Below are 18,079 nucleotides of genomic sequence, written 5' to 3' on the forward strand. Positions count from 1 at the left end.
ATTTTGTTATTTTAATCAATCGCGAAGAGATAACTGTGGCGGTGATGTGTAGGGAAACACCGCCACACTCGCCTACTGTGGCAATAATTCCCTTGTTTGTTTTTGCTGTTGGTATAATAAACGGAAAACATCAAGCCGTTGATTTAACCAAACTTGGTACTGTTTTTGCGGTAAATAAGTACTCAATACTTCTGGTTTCTGGCACACAATTTCTGTATTGCCTCCTTCTGCCAACCATGCCAAACGAGCTGCACCTAAAGCCCCCGATGAACTCGCAGGGTGAGTCACAATCGGTATATCGATCACATCTGCAATCAGCTGCGCCCAAACCGGACTACGCGCTCCTCCCCCTGTTAAGCTACACCGGCTAATTTGCGTTCCCGTTTGTGTTAAAACCTGCATGCCATCCGCCAGAGCAAAGGTCACTCCCTCAATTACCGCATAACCAAGCTGGGCTCGCGTTGTTTCATTTCTTAACGCAAAAAATGAGCCCATTGCATAAGGGTCATTATGGGGCGTTCTTTCCCCTGAGAGGTAAGGCAAAAATACTGGAGCTTGCTTCTTCTGGTCATCACTCAATTGACCCACTTCGTCCATCAGCTGATTTTCAGTTGTGGAAAGAAGCTGGCAAAGCCAACGCAAACAGTTGGCAGCACTTAACATCACACTCATTTGGTGCCAGCGATTTGGCAATGCATGAGCAAATGCATGGACACCTTGATGTGGTGCTGCTTGTAGTTGATTATTAACCACAAAAATGACGCCAGAGGTGCCCAGAGAAATTAAGGCATCACCGTCATTAATTGCGCCAACGCCCACTGCTGAGGCTGCATTGTCACCGCCTCCACCAGCGATAATCACATTGGCATTCAGCCCCCATTGCGATGCTAAATCCGCCCGTAACACACCACTTTGTTCAGCACCCTCAACTAAAGAAGGCATCTGTTCACGAGTTAGATTAGTTGCAGCCAATAATTCATCGGACCAATCACGCTTAGCCACATCCAGCCACAATGTCCCCGACGCATCAGACATATCACTAGTAAATTGCCCCGTCATTTTCCAACGTAAATAGTCTTTAGGAAGCAATACCTTGGCAACTTGTTTGAATATTTCAGGTTCATGGCGTGCAACCCACAATAATTTGGGTGCGGTGAAACCTGGCATGACTAAATTAGCGCCAATCGTTAGAAACTCAGGGTGATTTTCCATCAACCATTCACACTCCTTCGCACTGCGGGTGTCATTCCATAAAATACAGTCGCGAAGAACTTGGTGCTCGCTGTTTAATAATACTGCACCGTGCATTTGGCCTGATAAACCAATCGCTTTCACCGCTGCCCATGCTTCTGGGGCTTTTTGGCGCAAGGTCGCCGCAACCGCGTTGGTGGCTTCCCACCAACTATCTGGCGATTGTTCGGCCCACTGAGAATGTGGCCTTTGTACGGTTAATGCCATATGGCTTGAGGCAACAATTTCGCCCTGAGCATTAATTAATACAGCCTTAAGTTCTGAAGTGCCTAGGTCAATTCCGAGGTACATCGCCTTTCTCCTTACAGAGGTTGTTGAGGTGACTTGAGCCAATTTTCAACTTTTTCAACCGTGTTGCTCATCAATTCGTGGAATTCAGTAGAATGAGCGAGTGAGCCGAACAACATTTCACTTGAGACAAATTGCGACAATGCGTCACTGCTATTCATCATTTTTTGATATAGCGGCACATCTAACACACCATCCTGATATTCATACGGTAATTCACCACGAGCCCAGCGCTGTAAAAACACGAAGAATAAAGCAGGCAGCACAGCCGTCGCAGCCGGAGTCTGCTGGCGCTGATAACATTCTTGCAGTGTTGGCGTGATAAAACCGGGAATTTTTGATAAACCATCAGCGGCAACACGTTGGTTAGTATCCTGAATATAAGGGTTACTAAAGCGTGCAAGTACCACATCACGGTATTGTTCTAAATCGAGAGGACTCGGTGACAATGACGGTATCACGTCTTGTGTGACATAATTCCATGCCATTTGTTTGATAGCAGATTGGCGGGTGCTTTCATCAATAAAGCTCAAACCAATTAAGGTGCCTGCCCAAGCAATACAACTGTGGCTCGCATTCAGAATACGAATTTTCGCTTCTTCCCACGGTAAAACGGACTCAACCATTTCTACATCGACATTTTCTAATGCCGGGCGTCCATTAATAAAGTCATCTTCAATCACCCACTGAATGAATGCCTCTCCCATAACAGGTGCTTTATCATCCCAACCAGTATGCTGTTTTACACGTTCAGCCACATCTGGGGTTGGACGAGGCGTGATCCTATCGACCATGGTGTTCGGCGAACGCGTATTTTCTTTCACCCATTGGTACAGTTCAGTTTCACCTTTTAATTGTAAAAACGATAAAAAGCCGTGTCTAAACCGTTCGCCATTGTGGCGCAAATTATCACAATTTAACAAGGTCACAGGTTCACCATGAGCCGCTAAACGTGCACGTAAAATTTGTGTTAATGCACCATATATGGTGCTCATTTTGCCCGTTAAGTCTGCTTTAACATCTGGCTGTTCTGCATCTAATTCATGTTGTGGGGTTAAATAATAGCCCGCCTCCGTGACCGTGAAAGCAATAACGCGTGTTGCTTTATCACGGCCTTGTTCGACTAACTGGCTTAAATTCTCGTCCCAATGTAATACTTTACGCACTGAAGTGATTTTTTCATAATGGCGCTCACCTTCAGGTGAAACTGTTTCAAGGGTATATTCCCCATTTTGCTTGGTTAGGTTATCAAGCAATGCATTCGCATCATTGCGAATATTCCCTAAGGCAATTGACCAACTATCATCCCCTTGTTGAATCAAGCGGTACAAATACCACGCTTGGTGAGCACGATGAAATGACCCAGCACCGATGTGCATCCACACTGATTTCTGCTTTAGCATTGTGACTCCTTACCCTAAAATTAAATAATTGCTATTTTTTTGGGCATATGCCCGTTTGTTATATTTTAGTTTCAATCCGATCACAATTACTGCGATAATGCTCACAGTATTAACTTTTGCCCTTTTAATAAACAATTGCCCAGAATTACAATAAGCGAAACCAGCAGGAGAATGTCCATGCAGAAAGAATTAAAAAAAATGGAACAAGCTGCACGTGCGGCATGGCTATATTTTGTGGCAGGCAAAACACAACAGGAAATTGCGCATGAACTTGGGCTGTCGAGACAAGTCGCCCAACGCCTTATTTCACTAGCAAAAGAACAAGGTATGGTTCAGGTGCAAATCACGCACCCGATTACGGAGTGTTTAAGACTCGCTAATGATATCCAGCAAAAGTATCACCTAACACATTGCTTTGTTGTCCCTTCAGGCCAACTTGATACAGAAGCGACGCTCGATATGATTTCGGTGGCCGGTGCTGAGCTTATGGAGCAATTAATCGACCCCGATAAACCTCAAGTTATTGGTATCGGTTCAGGTAGAACATTACGCAGTATTATTGATGCCCTTCCTTACCTAGAAACCGCCCAGCACCAGTGTGTTTCACTAATAGGTGCGATTGCTCGTGATAGCTCAGCAACACGCTATGATATTCCATTACGTTTTGCAGAAAAATTACAATGCCGGCACTACATTCTACCTGCACCGCTTTATGCCGATAGCCCTGAAGATAAAGCAATGTGGTGCCAACATCGCGTGTATAAAGAAGTCACGGAAAAAGCCCTAAATGCAGATATTACCTTCATTGGTATTGGTGAAGTCGGCAAAGGATGCCCACTCAATTCTGAAGGTTTTGTCACGGATGAACAATTGGAAATGTTGTTAGAAAAGGGTGTAGCCGCAGAGTTATTGGGACATTTTATCCAAGCTAACGGAGAGCGGCTTTCTACCGCGCTAGATGACACGCACACCAGTGTTCCGCTTTTCCCTTCCCCGAATAAACCAGTGATCGCATTTGCGGGTGGCGCGCACAAAACAAAAGCCATTCAAGCCGTTATGAATGGTGGTTGGGTAACAGGTTTAGTGACCGATGAAGCTACTGCACATCATTTATTAGCTAATAAATCACCCCTGTGCTAGCCAGTGATGGCATAACATTCCAAGCAAGGTAAATATTAAGGCGCCAATGACATGAATCGCAATAGTACTAATGGCGAAGCCCAATTTACCTTCTTGGATCAATACCAAGACTTCAAGTGAAAAGGTCGAAAAGGTGGTAAATGCACCACAGAAACCCGTCACAATGAATAATTTATAGGCAGGGCTAATATTTGCATTGGCAAAGTAAGAGATGGCAAAACCAATAACAAAGCCGCCAATTAAGTTGACCGCAACCGTACCAAGGGGAATGTTGGGGTAAAGGTGATTAAGTCTTAGGCTAACAAACCATCTTAGCCATCCACCAAGAACAGAACCAATCGCGATTGCAAATAAAGAGGCGTACATAGAAACTTCCTTTAATGTCTGGCGGGATAAACGAAAGGAAAGTCTCCCTGTTATACTCTAAATAATTCGAGTTACATGTAGGCGACAAGCGAAGATAGTCCAATGAACATACAGAAGTATGTGATTTGGCTAGTGCTGTGCAGTCAACAACCATGTAACTTGAAGTATGACGAGTATAGATCATTTATGCCCTATATTAGGGCACATAATACCTACGTACCCCATCAAATGAAAAGGTTAACGTAGGCATCATCAGCCCTCAACGGGCGGTTTTACATGAGGAGGAATGCCATCTCCCAAAGATTTATATAAAAATAATAAGGTAACTAATTATGTGATGTAAACCTATTTTATGATAGATACTCTAAATAATTAGAGTCATAGTCAAACAATGAACCAATGACTGAGTATACGTCGTCAACAACGCGACGGCTTGAAGTATGACAAATAATAGCTCTAAATAATTCTAGTTGTCGCTAGGCGACAAGTGAATGAGTCATTAGGAGCATACACAAGTATGTGACTAATGCGAATGAACGTAGTCAACAACGCGACGGCTTGAAGTATGACGAGCTATTGGGACATCTTTAAAATCGTCCGCACATTACTCGCACTCGTTGCAATAATATCAATCGCCCCCGTACGCAGGGCCCCCATAATCGCCATCGCTTTTGATGACTCTGAGGCAATCGCTATTACGCAAGGAATTTTCTTGAGTTCGTCTATACTTAGGCCTATCACGCGGTCATTCATCACGGTATCAACATGTTGCCCTTGCGCATTGAAAAAATCATAACCTGCGATATCGCCAATCACCCCTTGATTCAAACTCGCATCAACAATTTCACGCGGTGTAAACCAGCCTAGCTTGACCATATAGCTATCTTCATTCATATCGCCAATACCAATTAAGGCAATATCCGCTTTACGGGCACGATCTAAGGTTTCCTTAATGGTGCCATTTTTCATAAATGATTGCTTTAATTCGTTATTTTCGACATAAGCAGGCGCGTATAAGGTTTCGCTGGTTCCGCCAAACTTTTTGGCTAAACGACGGCTGATATGATCCGCATTGATGGAATCACCTGGGCGATGGGTTCCGCCTATTCCACAAATAAAACGGCAATCTTTTTCAGGGACGGCTCCACCGCTATCAGCCACTACCGCAACATTGCGACCTTGGCCGACCGTGACTATCATGTTGTCTCGTAACGTTGTTGATAAATAGTTAGCGACGAGAGTGCCGACTTGGTAACGTTGCTCTTCTTCGTCGGGATGATCGAGGGCAATCAATGCACGGGAAATCGGGAAGCGAGAAAGTAACTGTTGTTCTAACTGAGTGCTAAAAATAGGATGATAGCGAACATTGATCTCTACAATACCTTCTTCCTTTGCCCGCTTGAGTAAGCGGCCTACCTTAATTCGCGATATACCAAACTTATTGGCGATCTCTTCCTGAGTAATTTCATCACGATAATAAGCTATCGCAATTTCAGTCAGTAGCTCGATTTCGGAAGATGTTTGTGATCTATCCATAAGATAGTGGTTTCCTCTTTATTGGTGTTAATCGCAACAAGGGTGATAAGGTTTTAGTATAGCGTTTCTAGTGGCAATTAATAAGTGAGTTATAAAAGAGAGTGGATATATAGCAATGATATTTGACTATATATCCACGAAAGAATTATATAAAACAATTATGCATTAGCTAATGCATCCTGTTTTTCAATACTCTGCGCTAATTGACACAATAATAAACAACAAGAAGTGGCACCTGCATCCAATACCCCTCTTGAACGTTCACCAAGGCGGCTTGCACGGCCAATTTTAGCCACTAAATCTACTGTGGAATCACGACCTGCAACAGCAGCTGCCTGCATCGCATCAAGCGCTTGTTTAAAGTTTTCCCCTGCTTTTGTCGCCTCTTCAAAAGCATTAACTGCAGGGATCAATGTATCCATCAAGCACTTATCACCCACTGTCGCGCTGCTGATGTCTTGCAGCTCAGATAAACCATTTTTCAGCATATCGAGAAAATCTTGTTGCGATAACATATTTTTTCCTGAAATACTGTCTGACATTCCCATAAAGAAGCTGCCATAAAGTGGCCCCATCGAACCACCTATGCCTTCCATCAAGGCGTCTGAAATTTCTTCAAACCCTTCACTGAGTGATAATTCACGGCCTGCAATTGCTTTAGCGCATAGATTAAAACCTTTAGCCATATTAATGCCATGGTCTCCATCCCCTATTGCGCCATCAATTTCACTGAGGTATTCACGGTTAGAAACAATAATGTTCACTAAATCAAGGGTAATTTCCTTGCCGTTGCCCGTTGAAATAACTTGCATAATTGTCTCCTTATTTAACCTGTGTTAAACCCAATGAATATGCAGGGACATCCATCAATGTTTTTAATTCATCATCCACTTTCATTAATGTCAGTGTGACCCCCATCATTTCTAGTGAGGTAAAATAGTTACCAACATAGTTACGAACAATCCGCACACCTTTCTCACTGAGTTGTTTTTCAACCTCTGCATAGTAGATGTACAGCTCCATAACTGGTGTCGCACCTAGCCCTGAAACCAAGACGACAACTTCATCACCTTGTTTTGCCTGCATATCATCTAAAATTGGCGCTAACATGGTTTGTGCCATTTGCGCGGCCGATTGAATTGGCATGATTTCAATGCCTGGCTCTCCATGATGGCCAATGCCTAGCTCCATCATCCCGTCTTCAATATGAAAATTTGGATGACCCACTGCTGGAATGGTGCAAGACGTTAACCCAACACCAATAGAGTGGCAGTTATTAATCGCTTTTTGTGCTGCATTAATAACACCGTCTAAATCATAGCCTTTGCTTGCTGCGGCAGAGCCCACTTTCCACATGAGAATTTCGCCAGCAACGCCACGGCGCTTTTCTTTTTCACTCGCAGGTGCTGAAGCGACGTCATCGGTAGCAACCACGGTTTTGACTTGCATACCCGCTTTTTCTGCCTTTTTCATCGCCATCTTGACGTTCATGTTATCGCCCGCATAGTTACCATATAAACAGGCAACACCCGCACCGCTATCGGCTGCTTTAAACGCATCTAAAAAAGCGCCCGCAGTGGGTGAGGAGAAAATTTCCCCAATGGCCACCGCATCTAACATGTTTTCACCCACGTAGCCTAAAAACGCAGGTTCATGACCTGAGCCACCACCAGTGACAATGCCCACTTTCCCTTGTATTGGGGCTTTTGGGTATTTTAGAACGCGCGCGTTATCAGTTTGTGCAAAATATTCAGGGTGCGCTTTCAAATAACCTTGAATCGCATCTTCAACAACGAGATCAGGTTCATTAATGATTCTATTCATAATTCCCTCATTTACTTATTTTCTGGTGTTAGCTGCATCTTTGCCGTCTGTTCAAGTAATTCTTCCGGCACAGTAATAAATTTCATCAATATCGCACTAAATAAATAGAGCCCTGAGAAGATCCAAATCACGCCAAAGGCTCCAACACTACTAATGAAGAGCCCAACTAATGCAGGTCCGACAAAAGTACTTAAGCCTGCACCTAAGTTAAGGACTGACATTGCAGCGCCTTTATTTTCAGGCGCTAAACTCGGCATGATGGCTGAAAGCGGTACGTATCCGGCAAGACATGCGCCGAATAACCCAGCGGCAATCATCATCAGGGTATAATTGTGCCCAAAATAATAAGGCACGTAGTAAAACATTAAGGTACAAACCATACAGCCGACACAACCAAACCAAATCACAATATTGCGCCAACCAATACGGTCACTGACAACACCAAAGATCAGATTAAAAGCGATGTTCACTGTCCAAAGTGCCGCGTAGATATGTAACCACTCTGTGCGGGAAAAACCAAAGTCAGCAAGAAACATTGGCATGAAGATCACAAAACCGTACGCTGCAGAGGTATTAATAGTACGAACAATGCCACCTAAACCAATTTTGGGGTTTTCAAACGCGATGGTGATCCCTTTAAATACATAGCTGAGCGATACTTTTTCTTTCTGTGAGTCCGTTGTATCTCCCGCTTTGTTGCGGTTAAGCGCAATAGCAATAAATGCCCCGATAGTGACAAAAATCAGTCCACTCCATAACGTTGCCATTTCACCTAAAACTGGCAACGCATAACTTGAATACATCACGCCTAAAACACCGAGTCCGCCACTATAAACAAACCAGAAGATCCCGACTGCAGAGCCCAGTTTTTTAATTGGCGCCTCATAGGCTACCCAAACTAAGAAACCATAGGCAAACATTGGATAACCAAAACCACGCAGCGCATAGGTTGGGATCATGATAGACAGGCTGTTACTCGGTAAGCCAACAGACAAGAAAATAATCGAGCCAATGACAAACATCACAAAACCAAAAATCATCACACGACGGGCGGTATAAATTTCAGCCAACACACCGGACAACCACGCGGCGACAGCAGCAAAAAAACCATACACACTAAATAGTAATGATGATTCTTCAATACTCATTCCACGGCTAATTATAAAAGGTGACAGCCAGCCTTGTTCTAGGCCTTCCCCCATCATAAAGATCAGGACGCCAAAATAGCCAAGTAGTAACTTTGGTGAAAACCCCGTTACTTTAGACAGTTTATTGATTATCATATTGTTGACCTCAGTGCTTGTTCGCTGGGTTAGGACCTGAATAACAAGCCTTGGAAGGGTGACATTTATTCAGGTCCAATTTTTATCGTTATATTTTTAATTTCGTCTTTTTTTCAACCCACGACAGCTCTACAGGTTCGGGTCGAGAACCACTTTAATGTGCGGGTCGCCTTTCGCCATCATCGAAAAACCTTCCGCAAATTTATCTAAAGGTAAAATATCCGTCACAACCCCCTTGGTTGGGAAATCGCCATTACCAATACCTTCAATCACTAATGGGTAGCAATATGGGCCAAGGTGAGAGCCTAATAAATCCAGTTCTTTACGGTCACTGATGATGCTCCAGTCCACGGTCACTGGGTCTTTAAATACAGAAAACTCAACAAAAGTACCTAATTTACGGATCATCTTAAGGCCTTGCTCTACCGATTTAGGCGCCCCAGTCGCTTCAATGTAAATGTCACAGCCATAACCTTCAGTCATCTCTTTGACAATTTTGTCTACATCATCACGTTTAGGGTTTAATACGATATCGGCACCAAATTCTTTTGCTAATTCAAGGCGTTTATCAAATAAATCCAGAACGACTAACTTACCAGCACCCGATTTTTTAATCGCTCCAATCATACCGAGACCTAATGTTCCCGCCCCTGAAAGCACGACAACATCACCCAACTTGACATTAGCGCGCTGCACGGCATGTAAAGAACAGGCGTAAGGTTCAATCAAAATAGCATCTTCGATTGGCATCTCAACAGGCACATGGTAGTTGATGGCTTCTTTGGTGAACTTCATATATTGCGCCATACCGCCATTCACATTGTTTTGGAAGCCATACAAGTCATGTTTTTCACACATCCAGTATTCGCCGCGTTTACAAAAGCGGCATTCCCAACAAGGTACGATTTGCTCAGAAATAACACGGTCACCTAATGCAAAACCTTCAACTTTTGAGCCAAAGCCTACAACATGGCCAATAAATTCATGCCCTGGGATCATTGGCGCTTTGATATAAGCGGGCTGTTCTGCATCCCCCCAAAAACTAGGAGCACCTTCAAAAGCCTTCACATCACCCGCGCAGATACCACAAGCTTCTACGCGAACCAAAATTTCTTCTTCACTAATTTTAGGGACATCGACAGTTTCTAAACGGTAGTCTTTTGGTGCATAAGCAACCACGGCTTTCATTTTTTCTGGAATGCCTGCGCTCATCGTTGCTTTTGAATCACAGTGTTCACACATAGTTCTATCCTCGGCGGTTTGCAAAATGAACATAAGTTCAATGAAGATACAAATTAACCATACCCTCTTTTCTTCATCCTTGCCCATAGTGAGAGTGTGAAAGTGTGATTCAGTGCAAAAATTCTCATAAAATCGTCTTAAAACGCCTGTTTTTTACATTTTTGGCAAAAAAAATTAAATTTGAAGCTGTAGATCACAGAATTCATCATCATAAAAATAAAAACATATGTTCACCTATTGATTATTTGTTCATAAGATCCTATTTTCTAAGTAGCACATTTGATTGACTAATGAACTTTTGTTCAACAATAAGGATCTCTATCATGCTATCTATTGCTATTGGCGCAGATGACGCTGCATTTGAAATGAAAGATTTGATTAAGGCTCACTTAGCAGCATTAAACATTGAAGTGACTGATTACTGTTTAAATACAGGGGTTGCAGATGAAATGTACCCTGATGTTGCCCATGCGGTTGCAACTGCAATCGTACAAGGTAAGCACCAGCGCGGTATTCTAATTTGTGGTACCGGAATTGGTATGTCCATTGTTGCCAATAAAGTTACAGGGATCCGTGCAGCACTGTGCCATGACACATACTCCGCTGAGCGAGCTCAGAAAAGTAATGACGCGCAAATTATTACCTTTGGGGCACGAGTGATTGGCCCTGAACTGGCTAAAACCATTGTCGACACATGGCTAGCTTCCCATTATGAAGGGGGACGGTCAGCGCCGAAAGTGGCTCGAATCAGTGAGTATGAAAATGGGGAACGTTAGTTTTACTTTAGGCGCTTTTACTTTGGGAGCTTTGTAATGTCCACTCAACCACAAAATAAATTAGCCAATGCCATTCGATTTCTTTCAATAGATGCCGTACAACAAGCCAATTCAGGCCACCCTGGAGCCCCAATGGGAATGGCTGATATTGCTGAAGTTCTTTGGCGAGATTATTTACAGCACAACCCCGCAGACCCACATTGGCCTAACCGTGACCGCTTTGTATTATCAAACGGCCATGCCTCAATGCTGCTCTATAGTTTGCTTCATTTAACAGGCTATGAGTTATCCATTGATGATTTAAAACAGTTCCGACAACTCCATTCCAAAACACCGGGTCACCCCGAATTAGGTTATACACCCGGTGTTGAAACCACGACTGGCCCGCTGGGGCAAGGCATTGCCAATGCGGTTGGTATGGCAATCGCAGAAAAAACCCTAGCGGCTACGTTTAATCGCTCGGGGTTCCCCGTTGTTGACCACTATACCTATACATTTTTAGGTGATGGCTGTTTAATGGAAGGGATCTCCCATGAAGTGTGTTCATTAGCAGGAACATTAAAACTCAATAAACTCATTGCGTTTTATGATGACAACCGCATTTCTATTGATGGGGATGTGGAAGGCTGGTTTACCGATAATACCGCAAAGCGTTTTGAAGCCTATGGCTGGCATGTAATTAGATCAATTAATGGGCATTCGCGCCCTGCGATTAAAGCGGCTATCGAACAAGCACGCCAACAAACCTCGAAACCCACACTCATTATCTGCAGAACCACGATTGGTTATGGTTCGCCCAATAAAGCCGGTACCGCAGATTCTCATGGTGCGCCTCTCGGACAAGATGAAATAACACTGACTCGCCAACAACTCGGTTGGACGTATCCGCCTTTTGTGATCCCTGATGAAATATACCAACCTTGGAATGCCTTAGAACGTGGTGCTGAACAGCAATTACGTTGGGAACAAGCACTACGAGAATACGCCAAACAATACCCAGAACTCGCAGAGCAACTAACGCAACGATTATCCAATCAACTCCCTGAAAAATTTACAGATATCATTGATAACTTCATTCAACAATTAAATGATAACCCGGCAACGATAGCTACACGTAAAGCGTCACAAAATACACTCAATATTATTGGCCCTGTTTTATCTGAATTAATCGGTGGCTCCGCAGACTTAGCCCCAAGCAACCTGACTTATTGGTCTGGGTCACAGCCAATTAATGAACAACCTTCAGGCAACTATATTCACTATGGCGTCAGAGAGTTTGGTATGACCGCCATTGCCAATGGCATTGCATTGCATGGCGGCTTTCGCCCTTACACGGCAACTTTCTTGATGTTCTCTGAATATGCACAAAATGCCGTGAGAATGGCTGCGTTAATGAAATTGCCACAAATTCTTATTTATACTCACGATTCAATTGGCTTAGGTGAAGATGGCCCAACACACCAACCCGTTGAGCAACTTGTTTCGCTGCGTGCCACGCCTAATTTGTCGGTATGGCGCCCTTGTTGCCAAGTAGAAACCGCTGTGGCTTGGAAACAGGCTATCATTCATCAACAAAAGCCAACTGCACTTGTATTATCCCGCCAAAATCTAATTCAATATTCACGAACAGCCGAACAGCTCGCTAATATTGCGCGTGGTGGATATATTTTGCGCAGCAATAGTGAGACGCCTGAATTACTATTAATTGCTACTGGCTCTGAAGTCACATTAGCGGTTGAAGCATGGAAGCAACTGACTGAACAAGGTTTTCATGTAAATGTTATTTCGATGCCATCAACAGATACCTTTGACCAACAACCCTTAGAGTACCAGCAGCGCGTTTTGCCAAATCATGTTCGCCATCGTATTGCTATCGAAGCCAGTATTAGTGATTACTGGCGTAAATATGTAGGGATTGATGGATTAGTTATGGGAATGAACAGTTTTGGAGAATCAGCCCCTGCAAGTAAATTGTTTGAATATTTTGGTTTTACCGTAGAAAAGCTTATTACTATGTCACGTTCATTATTAAAACCTAATGATTAATTGATATAGCAATAATTAATATCTGTTATCCTACATTGTAATTTCCTATTACAAGCCAAATAATATCTATGTTATTTGGCTTATTTTTATCTAAATAAAATCATAAACAATAAAAAAGCGAGTACCTATCCATACTCGCTTTATTCATTATTAATTTAATATCCTTATTGGATACTATAACCACCATCAATTACTAAATTATGACCTGTAATCATATCAGATGCATCACTGGCCAAAAATAACGCACATGCGGCAATTTCAGATGGCTCCGCAAAACGCCTTGCAGGAATTTTTTCTTTCATTTCATCACCTTTTTTACCTTCCCACGCTTTTTTACCGAGTTCAGTCATGACAATCGTTGGAGAAATGGCGTTGGTTTGTATACCTTTTGGGCTCCACTCAAGTGCTAATACTTGGGTTAAACCAATAATCGCTGCTTTACTGGCACAGTAGGCTGCATGTTGGTCTAAGGCAATCACCCCAGCTTGAGATGCCATATTAATAATCTTCCCTTTTCCATTATTAATCATTACATTACCTGCAGCCTGGCAAACCAAAAAAGTCCCTTTTAAATTCACATTCATAGTTAAGTCCCAGTCTGATTCACTTAAATTTTCCGCGGGAGCAAGTGCGACTATCCCTGCACTATTGACGACAATATCTAACGTACCATAATGCTCAACAACCTGTTTTACCATCTGAGAAACCGCTTCAGAATTTGTAATATCACATTGAATACCAATTGAATTCCCTAATTTTTCCGCAGTTTTTATCACTTTATCTGACTTGTCGATTAAGGCGACTTTAGCCCCTTTTTCAACATACAATTGAGCAATCGCGAAACCAATACCTGCTGCTCCCCCTGTAATTAATGCAACTTTGCCATCGAGTGAAAAGTTGGTGCTATAGCCACTAAATTTTTTCATTTCAATTCCTTAATATCATGATGTGATATTCAATATATAGGTGAAATAAATATAGGGTTGCCTTAGAGAGACAACAAAATATTAAGCGAAGGTTAAATTACTTGGTATTATTAATATAATATTATCACTGGTTAAATTCTATATTATTCATCTAAAAAAAAGAGATATCTCTCAAATTAAATATCTCATTAAATTCTAAATGGGCATATGTTCAAAATAATAATTTAAATGAATATTTGTACTTTATTTTTGACTGTGAAAACCCTCCGAAAAATTCATTTACGTTGTAACACCCCGTCGAAAGTGTATTTTTTCTTCCCCTATAATTTTCCTGTTAATTGGCGCATAATATTAGTTATATCTAAATTGATATTGAACAATATCAACCGTGAGTTATTGAGTAAGATATTGGAATGAATATCATTTACACTAAATACTGCACATTTAATTTATAGGTTATTGATAATATGGAAGAAAGTAACTTACTATTACAACTGAATAACATTGGCTATAGTATTGAGCAAAAAACAATTCTTGATAATGTGCAGATTAACTTACAGGCAGGCGACTTTAAGCTGATTACGGGCCCTTCTGGCTGTGGTAAAAGTACCTTATTAAAAATAGTGGCCTCGTTAATTTCCCCCACTCAAGGAACAATCAAGTTTCAAGGGAAAGATATCACTACCATCCTCCCAGAGACGTATCGTCAGCAGGTTTCATACTGTACTCAAACGCCTACTTTATTTGGGCAAACCGTGTATGACAACCTCGTTTTTCCGTATCAAATCCGAAAATTGCCATTTAATAAAGACAAAGTCATCAGTGATTTACAGCTGTTTTCTCTGCATCCTTCTATTTTAGAGAAAGGGATCAATGAGCTCTCTGGAGGGGAAAAACAGCGAGTGTCACTTATTCGAAACTTACAATTTCTTCCACAAGTCTTGCTATTAGATGAAATCACCAGTGCCCTAGATGAAGAAAATAAAATTAAAGTGAACGAATTTATTCATCATTTAGCAAGTGACAAAAAAATAGGGGTGCTATGGGTAACTCATGACCAAGATGAAATCGCTCATACCAATGAAATTATTACGCTTCCTGTTCACCACACCGAATCATAGGATACCACTGTGCATCAACCAACGATTTCCAATGAATCACTAACCTTTTCTATCCTGTTAGTCCTAGTGGCTATTTTTATTAGCCATAAAGAAAAACTGTCCCTTGAAAAAGATATTATCTGGAGTACTTGCCGAGCGATTATTCAACTGTTGATCGCAGGCTATATTCTAACATACATATTTAGAGTGGATCACGAATTGCTCACGATTGCATTGGTGATGTTTATTTGCGTCAATGCCGCGTGGAACGCCAAGAAAAGAAGTAAATATATTGATAAAATTTATGTTACTGCATTAATAGCCATTAGCTCTGGTACATTTCTTACATTGTTAATTCTGATATTAACCAATGCCATCGCATTTACGCCTATGCAGGTCATTCCTATAACGGGAATGATTGCGGGTAATGCCATGATTGCTGTAGGGCTATGCTTTAATAACCTTGGTCAGCGGTTTTCAAGCCAGCAACAACAAATTCAAGAAATGTTAAGTTTGGGGGCGACCCCAAAAATTGCTTCCGCATCTATAATTCGCGACAGTATTCGTGCATCACTGATCCCAACGGTGGACTCAGCCAAAACAGTCGGAATTGTTAGCTTACCGGGTATGATGTCAGGGCTGATTTTTGCTGGAGTTGACCCGTTACAAGCCGTTAAGTACCAGATTATGGTGACTTTTATGCTGTTAGGCACAGCCAGCCTTTCGACCATACTAGCTGGGTATATGACCTATACAAAATTCTATAACCAACGCCACCAATTATTGGTTACAACACTGAATAAATAATGACCTCCCACCGCTTATTGGTCATCAACGATAAGCGGTACTTTCTTAATATCACCCTTTGACCACCCCCACAGGTAGCACTTCAATTAATTGTGCTTTGCTATTTTCATTATCTATCAACTTAAAAATATGATTTAGCATCGTTGGCACATCCTGTTTGACCATTTCGATGTCATTACCTAAAAGTGCAACAAAGGGATCCCAGTCAAAACAGCCTAAATGAGGTTGGTGCGAACCGATATACCCCTTTTTACCTAACCAATCAATAACCCCTTCTAATGAAATGGTTGAATTAATAAATAAACCGCATTTCACTATTTTCTGTGGATCATTACTATTCTGTTCAAAAAACTGAGAAAGCGCTTTTTCTGCTTTTTCGGGGGCATAACCACAAGCCAAAATATTTTCTTGTGGAACCGTGATACCTTTTTCATTATGTGCATCAATAAACCCACGAATACGTTCACGTGTATTGTGGTCATGTTCACGACCACCAATGAAAATTAAGGCTTCATTTATTGATGTTTGAGGCTTATTTTTACTTAAAATACGTTGAGTTAAATTTTTTGCACCAAGATAGTTATCTGAAATAACCGAAGGCGCCAACGAGCCCGGTAAGTCTAAATTTAAGGTTGAAACCCCCGAAGCTTGGCAAATTTCGGTAATTTTATCTGGATTCGTTGCCCCCGTTGAAATCAACCAATCCACCTGATAAGAGATCATTGCGCGCGCGGCTTCTATTTCTAACTCAGGGTCACGTCGCGTGCAGGTAATGATTGGAAACAGCCCTCTTTCACGCGCCATTTCCTCAAAATGTTCGACAATAGAGCCAAAGTAGCGGTTGTCATATTTCGGGACTAACATACCGATTATTTTGGATTTATTACTGCGCAACAAGCTAGCTTGCTTATTGACTGCATAATTTTGTTCTTCGGCGATGCGGATCACTTTTTCAGCAAGCTGTGCACTAATTCGCCTTTTTTGCCAATTACCATTAAGTATTGCACTCACTGCACTCGCTGAAACTCCGGCTAATTCAGCAAGGTCATAGATCGTTGTTTTCTTATTTTGTCTGATCTTTGTCACAGATTCTCATCTCCATTTTTTACTAGCTTGACACCAAAGTCGAAAAGTCGCAATACTGCTACATCGATTGAGCAACATTGAAATTGATGATGCCTGAGTTGATAGACTGCAAAATAAATACTATCAACCATCGCATGTAGCCACCTATCCATCCCTGTGACTCATTGCTGTTTCATTAATTTCAGACGCTTTTTATTCTTACATTTCGCTAAAATATCCGATTGGAGTAAATTATGGCCATTTCTATTGAGAACAAAGTCGCAGCAATTACCGGAGCTGCTTCAGGTATCGGTCTTGAATGTGCACGTACACTAATTAAAGCAGGCGCAAAAGTCGTTTTAATTGACCGCGCAGAAGAGCGATTAAACCAACTTGTTGAAGAATTAGGTGAAAACGCGATCCCATTAGTTGTCGACCTAATGAAACCAGAACAAGTTGATGGAATGTTAGATGCCATCTTACAAAAAGCAGGCCGTTTAGATATTTTCCATGCTAACGCCGGTGCCTATATTGGCGGCCCTGTTGCTGAGGGTGACCCTGATGTGTGGGATAAGGTATTAAATTTAAACATTAATGCGGCTTTCCGTTGTGTCCGCGCGGTGTTACCTCATTTTATTGCCCAAAAATCCGGTGATGTATTATTCACCAGTTCAATTGCAGGTGTTGTCCCCGTGATCTGGGAACCGATTTACACCGCATCAAAATTTGCTGTTCAAGCCTTCGTCCATTCAACGCGCCGCCAAGTCTCTGAACATGGTGTTCGTGTTGGTGCAGTATTACCCGGCCCTGTTGTCACTGCCTTACTCGATGATTGGCCAAAAGAAAAAATGGAAGAAGCCTTAGCAAATGGTAGCTTAATGCAACCGATTGAAGTCGCTGAAGCCGTATTATTTATGTTAACTCGCCCACGCAATGTCACTATTCGTGACCTTGTTATTGTGCCAAACAGTGTTGATCTCTAACTTGTCATCTCGCAATTCATTGCAGTTAGCACCTTGGAGGGAA

The 18,079-nt window shown here is 42.1% G+C and carries 16 protein-coding genes and 1 riboswitch; of the genes, 6 read left to right on the plus strand and 10 right to left on the minus strand.

The window, feature by feature from the left end:
- Positions 1-72: 72 nt before the first annotated feature.
- Both xylB and dalD read right to left on the minus strand, forming a co-directional pair.
- Positions 73-1,542: a xylulokinase gene (xylB, locus tag PR809_RS00480; protein ID WP_206276926.1), complete on the minus strand. Its 1,470-nt coding sequence runs from the start codon at positions 1,540-1,542 to the stop codon at positions 73-75.
- Positions 1,543-1,553: 11 nt separating this feature from the next.
- Positions 1,554-2,942: a D-arabinitol 4-dehydrogenase gene (gene dalD, locus PR809_RS00485; protein WP_206276925.1), complete on the minus strand. Its 1,389-nt coding sequence runs from the start codon at positions 2,940-2,942 to the stop codon at positions 1,554-1,556.
- Between the two features lie 177 nt (positions 2,943-3,119).
- Between dalD and PR809_RS00490 the strand changes: the two genes are divergently transcribed.
- Positions 3,120-4,082, plus strand: a complete 963-nt coding sequence (locus PR809_RS00490; protein ID WP_102139237.1) for a sugar-binding transcriptional regulator — start codon at positions 3,120-3,122, stop codon at positions 4,080-4,082.
- Here the strand turns inward: PR809_RS00490 and crcB are convergent.
- The 6 genes from crcB to PR809_RS00520 form a co-directional block, all read right to left on the minus strand.
- A complete protein-coding gene (gene crcB / locus PR809_RS00495; RefSeq protein WP_102139238.1) occupies positions 4,068-4,448 on the minus strand; it encodes a fluoride efflux transporter CrcB in 381 nt (126 codons plus the stop codon). The genes PR809_RS00490 and crcB overlap by 15 nt on opposite strands.
- A gap of 236 nt (positions 4,449-4,684) precedes the next feature.
- Positions 4,685-4,754, minus strand: a riboswitch (Fluoride riboswitch).
- Positions 4,755-5,021: 267 nt separating this feature from the next.
- Positions 5,022-5,984, minus strand: a complete 963-nt coding sequence (locus PR809_RS00500; protein WP_004910275.1) for a sugar-binding transcriptional regulator — start codon at positions 5,982-5,984, stop codon at positions 5,022-5,024.
- Between the two features lie 158 nt (positions 5,985-6,142).
- Positions 6,143-6,796 carry a dihydroxyacetone kinase subunit DhaL gene (gene dhaL / locus PR809_RS00505; protein WP_166265359.1) on the minus strand — a complete coding sequence of 218 codons (654 nt, stop codon included), beginning with the start codon at positions 6,794-6,796 and terminating at the stop codon, positions 6,143-6,145.
- Positions 6,797-6,806: 10 nt separating this feature from the next.
- Entirely contained in the window at positions 6,807-7,808 is a 1,002-nt protein-coding gene (locus PR809_RS00510; protein ID WP_102139240.1) for a dihydroxyacetone kinase subunit DhaK, read from the minus strand.
- An 11-nt stretch (positions 7,809-7,819) separates the two neighbouring features.
- Positions 7,820-9,091 (minus strand): MFS transporter, encoded by a 1,272-nt coding sequence (locus tag PR809_RS00515; protein WP_206276924.1) that lies wholly within the window; start codon positions 9,089-9,091, stop codon positions 7,820-7,822.
- Between the two features lie 129 nt (positions 9,092-9,220).
- Positions 9,221-10,333: an MDR/zinc-dependent alcohol dehydrogenase-like family protein gene (locus PR809_RS00520; protein ID WP_004910265.1), complete on the minus strand. Its 1,113-nt coding sequence runs from the start codon at positions 10,331-10,333 to the stop codon at positions 9,221-9,223.
- Between the two features lie 323 nt (positions 10,334-10,656).
- Between PR809_RS00520 and rpiB the strand changes: the two genes are divergently transcribed.
- Entirely contained in the window at positions 10,657-11,109 is a 453-nt protein-coding gene (gene rpiB / locus PR809_RS00525) for a ribose 5-phosphate isomerase B (protein ID WP_102139242.1), read from the plus strand.
- 36 nt (positions 11,110-11,145) lie between these two features.
- Positions 11,146-13,155 (plus strand): transketolase, encoded by a 2,010-nt coding sequence (gene tkt / locus PR809_RS00530; RefSeq protein WP_272524422.1) that lies wholly within the window; start codon positions 11,146-11,148, stop codon positions 13,153-13,155.
- A 164-nt stretch (positions 13,156-13,319) separates the two neighbouring features.
- Here the strand turns inward: tkt and PR809_RS00535 are convergent, their stop codons facing one another.
- Entirely contained in the window at positions 13,320-14,081 is a 762-nt protein-coding gene (locus PR809_RS00535) for an SDR family oxidoreductase (protein ID WP_166265365.1), read from the minus strand.
- A 467-nt stretch (positions 14,082-14,548) separates the two neighbouring features.
- Between PR809_RS00535 and fetA the strand changes: the two genes are divergently transcribed.
- Both fetA and fetB read left to right on the plus strand, forming a co-directional pair.
- Positions 14,549-15,202 (plus strand): iron efflux ABC transporter ATP-binding subunit FetA, encoded by a 654-nt coding sequence (gene fetA / locus PR809_RS00540; RefSeq protein WP_102139245.1) that lies wholly within the window; start codon positions 14,549-14,551, stop codon positions 15,200-15,202.
- A gap of 9 nt (positions 15,203-15,211) precedes the next feature.
- Complete coding sequence (fetB, locus tag PR809_RS00545) at positions 15,212-15,988, plus strand: iron efflux ABC transporter permease subunit FetB (RefSeq protein WP_166265368.1); 777 nt, start codon at positions 15,212-15,214, stop codon at positions 15,986-15,988.
- 51 nt (positions 15,989-16,039) lie between these two features.
- On the opposite strand, the gene PR809_RS00550 is transcribed toward fetB, so the two are convergent.
- The gene (locus tag PR809_RS00550) at positions 16,040-17,074 is read right to left on the minus strand and encodes a LacI family DNA-binding transcriptional regulator (protein WP_102139247.1); all 1,035 of its coding nucleotides are present in this window, start codon (positions 17,072-17,074) and stop codon (positions 16,040-16,042) included.
- A gap of 233 nt (positions 17,075-17,307) precedes the next feature.
- Between PR809_RS00550 and PR809_RS00555 the strand changes: the two genes are divergently transcribed.
- A complete protein-coding gene (locus PR809_RS00555; protein ID WP_102139248.1) occupies positions 17,308-18,036 on the plus strand; it encodes an SDR family oxidoreductase in 729 nt (242 codons plus the stop codon).
- Positions 18,037-18,079 lie beyond the last annotated feature (43 nt).

The organism is Providencia sp. PROV201 (assembly GCF_028479545.1).
Taxonomy (GTDB): Bacteria; Pseudomonadota; Gammaproteobacteria; order Enterobacterales; family Enterobacteriaceae; genus Providencia; species Providencia huaxiensis.

Excerpts from the sequence above, each read along its gene's own strand:
- PR809_RS00500 (WP_004910275.1), bottom strand. The coding sequence starts at position 5,984 with ATGGATAGATCACAAACATCTTCCGAAATCGAGCTACTGACTGAAATT.
- xylB (WP_206276926.1), bottom strand. The coding sequence starts at position 1,542 with ATGTACCTCGGAATTGACCTAGGCACTTCAGAACTTAAGGCTGTATTA.
- dalD (WP_206276925.1), bottom strand. The coding sequence starts at position 2,942 with ATGCTAAAGCAGAAATCAGTGTGGATGCACATCGGTGCTGGGTCATTT.
- PR809_RS00535 (WP_166265365.1), bottom strand. The coding sequence starts at position 14,081 with ATGAAAAAATTTAGTGGCTATAGCACCAACTTTTCACTCGATGGCAAA.
- fetA (WP_102139245.1), top strand. The coding sequence starts at position 14,549 with ATGGAAGAAAGTAACTTACTATTACAACTGAATAACATTGGCTATAGT.
- dhaL (WP_166265359.1), bottom strand. The coding sequence starts at position 6,796 with ATGCAAGTTATTTCAACGGGCAACGGCAAGGAAATTACCCTTGATTTA.
- crcB (WP_102139238.1), bottom strand. The coding sequence starts at position 4,448 with ATGTACGCCTCTTTATTTGCAATCGCGATTGGTTCTGTTCTTGGTGGA.
- rpiB (WP_102139242.1), top strand. The coding sequence starts at position 10,657 with ATGCTATCTATTGCTATTGGCGCAGATGACGCTGCATTTGAAATGAAA.
- tkt (WP_272524422.1), top strand. The coding sequence starts at position 11,146 with ATGTCCACTCAACCACAAAATAAATTAGCCAATGCCATTCGATTTCTT.
- PR809_RS00510 (WP_102139240.1), bottom strand. The coding sequence starts at position 7,808 with ATGAATAGAATCATTAATGAACCTGATCTCGTTGTTGAAGATGCGATT.
- PR809_RS00555 (WP_102139248.1), top strand. The coding sequence starts at position 17,308 with ATGGCCATTTCTATTGAGAACAAAGTCGCAGCAATTACCGGAGCTGCT.
- PR809_RS00515 (WP_206276924.1), bottom strand. The coding sequence starts at position 9,091 with ATGATAATCAATAAACTGTCTAAAGTAACGGGGTTTTCACCAAAGTTA.
- PR809_RS00520 (WP_004910265.1), bottom strand. The coding sequence starts at position 10,333 with ATGTGTGAACACTGTGATTCAAAAGCAACGATGAGCGCAGGCATTCCA.
- PR809_RS00490 (WP_102139237.1), top strand. The coding sequence starts at position 3,120 with ATGCAGAAAGAATTAAAAAAAATGGAACAAGCTGCACGTGCGGCATGG.